Origin of the sequence: Rhodosalinus sp., from assembly GCF_041685465.1 — a bacterium.
Lineage (GTDB): Bacteria > Pseudomonadota > Alphaproteobacteria > Rhodobacterales > Rhodobacteraceae > Rhodosalinus.
Window position 1 is genome coordinate 1 of record NZ_JAWLFS010000309.1, and the last position, 2,948, is coordinate 2,948.

The window sequence follows — 2,948 nt, forward strand, 5'->3', positions numbered from 1 at the left end:
GTTCACCTTCTCCTTCTTGTAGAGCTCCATCATCTCCTGCTGGAGCTTCTGGCGGTCGTCGCCCGCGCGCTCCTTGATCTTCTCCATCTCGGGCTGAAGTTCCTTCATCTTCGCCATCGAGACGTAGGACTTGTAGGCGAGCGGCAGCAGGAGTGCCTTGATGATCAGCGTGAGGCCGATGATCGCCCAGCCCATGTTGCCGATCAGCATGTTGACTTCGTGCAGGAGCCAGAAGATCGGCTTCGTCAGGAAGAAGAACCAGCCCCAGTCGATCGAGTCGATGAAGCGGTCGACGCCCGTGCGCTGGTAGTCGCGGATCGCCTCCCACTCCTTCGCGCCGGCGAAGAGCTGGGTGGAGACCTCCGCGGTCTCCCCGGGCGCCAGCGTCTCGGTCGGCATCACCGCCTCGGTCTGGTAGATGCCGCGGCGATCGTCGTATTTCGTCGCGGCCTTGAAGGGGCTGCCCGACGACGGGATCAGCGTCGTCATCCAGTAGTGGTCGGTGAAGCCGATCCAGCCGTTCTCGGCCACGCGCGTGACCTCGGCGCGTGCACCCTCGTTCGGGTCCACCTCGAGGTCCTCGACGTCGCCGTAGCTCATCTCGGTCAGGGTGCCATCGGCCATGGCGATGACACCCTCGTGGAGAATGAAGAAGTTCTTCAGGTTCTCCGGCTCGCCGTGCCGGGCGAGGATGCCGTAGGGCGCGAGGCTGACCGCGCTGCCGCCCGAGTTGGTGACCGACTGCGTGACGGAGAACATGAAGTCCTCGTCCACCGCGATGCGCCGGTTGAAGGTCAGCCCGGCGTCGTTTTCCCAGGTCAGCGTCACCGGGCTCCCCGGCGCGAGAGTGTCGCCCTCGGCCACCTGCCAGCGGGTGTCGGGCCCCGGCACGTCCTCGAGCGCGAGCCCCTGTCCGGGCGCCCAGCCGTAGAGCGCGTAATAGGCCTTGTCCCGACCGGCCGGCCGCAGGAGCTCGACGATCGGTGCGTCCTCGTCGATCTCGGTGCGGTAGTCCTTGAGCGCGAGGGTGTCGATCCGGCCGCCGCGGAGCGAGATCGCACCGGAAAGCCGCGGCGTCTCGATGTCGATGCGCGGCGCGTCCTCGCTCGCGGTCTCGGCCGCCGCGCCCGCCCCGGGCGCGCCCGGCTCCGCCGCCTGCGCGTCGTCGGGCGTCGGCGTCGCGATCTCGGCCGGCGCCGAAGTCTCGGACCCGGTCGCGTTGGGATCCTCGGGCGGCGTATCGGGTGGCGGGAACAGCAGGAACCAGATGAGGATGACGCCGAAGCTCAGCGCCGTCGCCAGCAGAAGGTTCTTGTTCTGGTCGTCCATGAAGCGCCGCCCCGGTGGCTGGAAGTCTCGCGGAAGGTCAGAGGGGGTTCAACAGACCGCGAGGCGAAAGGTCAAGGACAAAGCCCGGACAGAATGGCGCGGCCTGCCCGCCGCAGGACCGCGACGCCGCGTCTGGCAGCCCGCGCGCCACCGGGGCCGTGTCACGGGCCGGCGTGCCGGGGTCGGCACGGTCTGTCGCGGGCGTCATGCAGTGAAGGAGCCCTGTCTGCGCATTCAGTCTTGCCGCGGCATCGCGCGCGACACTACGGTGATCGTCTGGGCGAAGTGCGATATCTTCCGGGGCGGCTGACACTTCCGGGCATCCGGATGCGCGTTCGTGACAAAGGAGCACCATTATGCCGCAAGCCTCCGACCTGCATCCTGCCCGGGCTGAGCCCGGTTCGAACTCCCTGCTGCGCGCGGCCCTTCCGCCGGACTTGACGGAGGGTGCGGACGCGGCCGATGGGCCCGAAACCACCTATGCCGTCGGCCTCGACGACCGCTTCGACGGAACCATCGACAGCCCGTCGGACAGCGATTGGGTCGCCGTCGAGCTCGAGGCGGGAACCGAGTACATCTTCAGTGTCTGGGGGCGCGGCGGCACCGATACCGGGCTGGAGGACACGGTGCTGGCGTTGCGCGATGGCGATGGCGCCGAACTCGACTGGCGTGATGACACCGGGGAGAACCTGTTCACGCTCCTGCGTTTCACGCCGCAGGAGAGCGGAACGCATTTTCTCGATGTGCAGGGGTTCGACGGCAGCAGCGGCGACTACACGCTGCAGGTCGCGGATGCGATCTACTCTCCCGCGCAGGCAGCGTCCTACATGACGGAGTTCGACTGGGGTTCCCCGACCCAGATCGCCTTCGACGTCGCGCCCGGCGGAACGCTGAGCTACGATATCTCCGACATCACCCCCGAGGGCCGGAAGCTCGCGGTCTGGGCCATGGAGGCGTGGCAGTCCGTCACCGGCATCGCCTTCGTGGAAGGTGACACCGGAGCGGCCGACATCACCTTCGACGATTCCGAGCCCGGCGCGTTCGGCGGGCCTTCGGAATTCAATCCTGAAACCGGCGTGAACACGAGATCGGACATCAACATCGAGGCCGGCTGGGCCGACGACTACGGCACGACGATGGATTCCTTCAGCCTGGAGACCTACGTGCACGAAGTGGGGCACGCCCTGGGCCTCGGGCACCCGGGTCCCTACGACATCTCGCAGGACTATCCCGCGGGGCGGGCGTTCGACAACGACAGCACGCAGCTCACGGTCATGTCGTATTTCGGCGTCGAGGAAAACCCGACCGTCGACGGGACGCCCGTCAGCATCGTCACGCCGATGATCGCCGACCTCGTCGGCGTCCATGACCTCTACGGAACGCCGAGCGCATACGAGGGCGATACGCTTTGGGGTGCCGGCGGTGACGTCGACGGCTGGCCGGGCAAGGTTCTCGACGCGCTGCTCGCCGATGCCGGGGAGGCGGACCCCGAGTTCTACGCCGGCGGTCCCGTCGGCATGACACTGTTCGACACGGGCGGCGAGGACACGCTCGACCTTGGCCCGGTGACGGCGGCGCAGCGTATCGACCTCTCTCCCGGCGCGGTCTCCGACGCTTTC

Annotated in this window: 2 protein-coding genes; one reads left to right on the forward strand and one right to left on the reverse strand. The window is 67.6% G+C overall.

Annotation, left to right across the window (positions count from 1 at the left end):
• The coding region (yidC, locus tag ACESL7_RS14915) for a membrane protein insertase YidC (protein WP_372894085.1) at positions 1-1,329 on the reverse strand (1,329 nt) is incomplete at its 3' end.
• A 356-nt stretch (positions 1,330-1,685) separates the two neighbouring features.
• Between yidC and ACESL7_RS14920 the strand changes: the two genes are divergently transcribed.
• Positions 1,686-2,948, forward strand: a 1,263-nt coding sequence (locus ACESL7_RS14920; protein ID WP_372894086.1) for a matrixin family metalloprotease, incomplete at its 3' end; no start/stop codon positions are given.